Below are 3,568 nucleotides of genomic sequence, written 5' to 3'. Positions count from 1 at the left end.
GCAGACGGGCGCCGACCACATTGGTGTTGCGCTCCTGCGCGGCCACCAGCCAGTCCGCCAGTGGTCGCTCGCTGACCTCGTCCAGCGGCGCCACGCTACGCACCGGCGCCAGCTCGAAGGATGCGGTACCGATGATGCGCGCGAGCTGATCCACCGCATCGTCGACTCGCAGCTGAGCGTCGATCAATTCGGCCTCCGCCAGGTCGTATTCGGCCTCGGCCTCGCGCAGACCGGTAATGGCGACCACGCCGACGTCCACCTGGTCACGCACCTGGGTCAGCTGACGCTGCACCGCCTCGCGGCGGGAGCGCGCTGTCTGCAGTCCATCGTCCGCACCCAGCACGTCGACATAGGCACGTGCCAGCCGCCCCACCAGTTCCTGACGCGTGCGCTTGAGCGCGACCTCGGCGGCGATCACCTCGACGCGGCCCACATCAAGCTCCGATAGCAGATCCCAGCGGAACAGCGGTTGCGTCAGCGAGATGCCGTAGCTGTATTCATCGTAGTTTTCTTCGAAAGCGCTGCCCGAGCCGCCGCTGAAGAACTCGGACTCGATGGTCCGGTCCACGCGGGCCACCTCGGCGGTCGCCGCCAGCGTCGGGCGTACCGTCGCCCGGCGAATCCGGTACGCCTGGGTGCCGGCGGATTCCTCGGCGACCGCGGCCGAGAACACCGGATCGTGTTCCAGCGCCAGCGCCCAGACATCGTCCGGGGTCAGCAATGGCGCCTCGGCCGCAATGCCCACCGCGGACCAGGCGAAAACCGCCACTGCCATCAGATAGTTACGTTTCATCGTCCGACTCCGACTCATCCTTGCGTCCACTCCATCGCGAGACCGGGTAGTCACGAAACAGCTCCTCATGCACGCGTTCAAAAAAAGCATGCAATGCCGATTCATCTCCGGGATCCTGGAGGGGTTTCCAGTTCAGCGCGTTCAGCAGCGCCTGATAATTCCGCGCCAACATGACATAGGGGTGGCGCACGTCCAAACGCTCGATGAGCCCTTCGGCGTGGGTCATCGTGTGCGTACCCACCGACATCGTCCAGAACCCGAATGCGATCTGTTGCGCCGTGCGATCCAGCAGATCCAGGTCGCCGACCCGCACCGCATCCGCGACGATGCCGAACACCTGACGCGCACAGGCTTCGCCATAGTTCATCGTCGATTCGCGCACTTCCGGTGTCGCCCGCATCCAGATATCCGCCGCGCGAACCAGCTGTTCCAGGCGGAAGTGGTCCGGGTGCGCCTCGACGAACAGCCAGTCGGCGTATCCGGTGGCCGCCATGCGGTCGCGCGAACTCGCGTCCCAGCTCATGACCCGCCGCAACATCGTCTGCCTGACCTGCATGCCCTCGGTGGTCAGCAGATACAGCAGGTCTTCCTTGCAGCGGAAGTGATGGTAGAGCGTACCCGTCGCATACTCGGCGCGGCGCGCCAGTTCCGCCATCTGCAGATTCAGGAATCCCGACTCGCGAATCATCTCTCTCGCGATTTTCAGGATGTGCTTTTCCCTGGCAGCGAACTCGCGCTCGCGCCGATCTGCGGTACTCATGGCGTCGACCAGCCGAACGGCTGAATCCCAGTCTCAAAATGAATGACGTTCATTTTGACGCATAAAAAACGGGTCCTGCAACCCGATGTACAACCGCTGACCCGCTGTCGCCAACCGACACCCCACCCTGCGCGGTGGTGCCCGTCGGCGACAGCGGATGCCATCACGCGGCGCGTTGATGCGACGGATCAGAGTCCTGAGAGCGGATGGTCGTGTCGTTGGATTTCACCAATCGCACAACCGGAGCCGCGTGACGCCGCTGCGGCGGCTGGCCGTGTTCGAAGCGATGCCGGGCACGGGGCGTACGAATTCCGAGGGAACCGAGTGCGGCGAGGCCCGCCGTCAGCGCGATCACCGACCAGGAAAACACTGCAAGAGGTTCAACTAGCATTTCTGACTTACCTATAAATCAGTTGTTGCGGCGCAGCATAACAATCAGGATGCTGCAATGCAACAACCATGTTGATTAATAAGAACCTCGGTAAACCGTCCGGAATCGATGCGCCACAAACAAAAAAGGCAGCGACCAATGGTCGCTGCCCTGAACGGCTACATCTGCGTGATTGCGCCAGCGCCAACGCGGCGCCGGGGGCTCCCGCAGGCGGGTCAGTACTGCCCGATGGCCCGCTGCCGCTTGATCTCCTGATTCACGAACGCCACCCACTGCCTGGCCTGGCTGGCGTAGTCCTCATAGGCCCGGGCTTCCTTGAAAGCCTGCAGCGCCGGACCGTAGCGCTCGAGATTGAAGTACGCCGTGCCCAGCTGCATGTACACGCTGCCGGTGCGCTCCAGTCCGCCGATGGACAAGGCCTTGTTCAGCGACTCGGCCGCGTCCGCCCAGCGGTACAGCGCCACCTGGGCCTGACCGAGGTAGAGGTACTGGCGCGCCTCACCGGACAGCCGGGCCGCCTTCTCCAGCACCGGGATCTGCCCTTCATGGTCCTTGGCAAGCGCCATGGCCTGAGCGAGCAGTTGCAGATTCTCGGCATTCTCTTCGATGGAACCGTTGGCGAAACCCTGCTGAATCACCTCGGTCGCCGGATACGGCGCGTCCTCGGCCATGTACAGCCGGGCCATGTTGAGAATCTCGGACTCGGACTCCAGCATCCCGGCGCTGTACGCGGCGTGCATGACGTACAGCTGGCCTTCCTGCTGCCCCATCAGCCCCAGCATGCCGGCGAGCTGCTTGTAGTAGTTCGAGTTCGGCCAGCGCTCGACCAGCTCGCTGAGCACCTTCACCGCACTCTTGTACTTGCCCTGCTCGTAGTAGATGGCCCGCAGCAGCGCCAGCCAGTTTTCCTGCAACGGTTGCTCGCGGCGTCTGGCCTCGGTCATGGCGGTGATGACCGGGCCTTCGGCCTGGTCGTACTGCTCGAGCTGGTAGTAGGCCTGGGCCTTGAGCATGTGCGCCTCGGGGCGTACGGAGTCCACGCGGCTCATCCATTCATCAAGAATGCGTACGGACTTGGCGTAGTCTTCTTCGACGAAGTAGAGCTGGGCCAGGCGAAACAGCGCGTTGTTGCGGATCTGCTCGGGGGCGTTTTCCAGCTTGAGAATCTGGATGTAGTCCTCGATCGTCGCCTGGGTGCGGCCCTGCTCGTAGTGGATCGCGGCGAGGAAGTTGTAGGTCTGCGCCTTCTCGTAGTCGTTGAGCTTGTCGCCCTTGGCCTTGAGCTCATTCATGACCGCTTCGGCGTCGTTGAAGCGTTTTTCCTCCAGCGCGGTCTGCGCTTCCTCGATCTTCTGGTAGACCTCCGGCGAGAGCTTCTCGGTGACCTTGGTCGGCGGCTTGCGCCGCTTGTCGTCGTCATCGGCACCCCAGGCGGGCGCGCTGATCAGGATCGTGGCGAGGATGAGCGACAGCAGTGTGGCTTGCAGCAGACGCATATCAGTCCCCCTAGTCATCCAGCTTGAAGGTAATGAGATGCTCGACGCCGCGGACGACCTGTGGCTTGCCGTTGATGACGCGGGGCTTGTACTTGAAGCGCTCCACCGCCTTCTTGGCCGCGGAGTCG

The 3,568-nt window shown here is 63.3% G+C and carries 3 protein-coding genes; all 3 read right to left on the bottom strand.

Translation table 11 applies throughout. From position 1 onward, the window contains the following. A partial coding sequence (locus ABNS06_RS06360) for a TolC family protein (protein WP_348673307.1) occupies positions 1-793 on the bottom strand: 793 nt, incomplete at its 3' end. Next, positions 783-1,553 carry a helix-turn-helix domain-containing protein gene (locus ABNS06_RS06355; RefSeq protein WP_348673305.1) on the bottom strand — a complete coding sequence of 257 codons (771 nt, stop codon included), beginning with the start codon at positions 1,551-1,553 and terminating at the stop codon, positions 783-785. The genes ABNS06_RS06355 and ABNS06_RS06360, both read right to left, overlap by 11 nt. A 606-nt stretch (positions 1,554-2,159) precedes the next feature. Next, the gene (locus ABNS06_RS06350; RefSeq protein ID WP_348673304.1) at positions 2,160-3,440 is read right to left on the bottom strand and encodes a CDC27 family protein; all 1,281 of its coding nucleotides are present in this window, start codon (positions 3,438-3,440) and stop codon (positions 2,160-2,162) included. Between the last annotated feature and the right edge of the window lie 128 nt (positions 3,441-3,568).

It is taken from the genome of uncultured Abyssibacter sp. (assembly GCF_964000955.1).
Lineage (GTDB): Bacteria > Pseudomonadota > Gammaproteobacteria > Nevskiales > OUC007 > Abyssibacter.
Note: the sequence above shows the minus strand (reverse complement) of the source record. Positions and strands in the feature narration are given on the sequence as shown.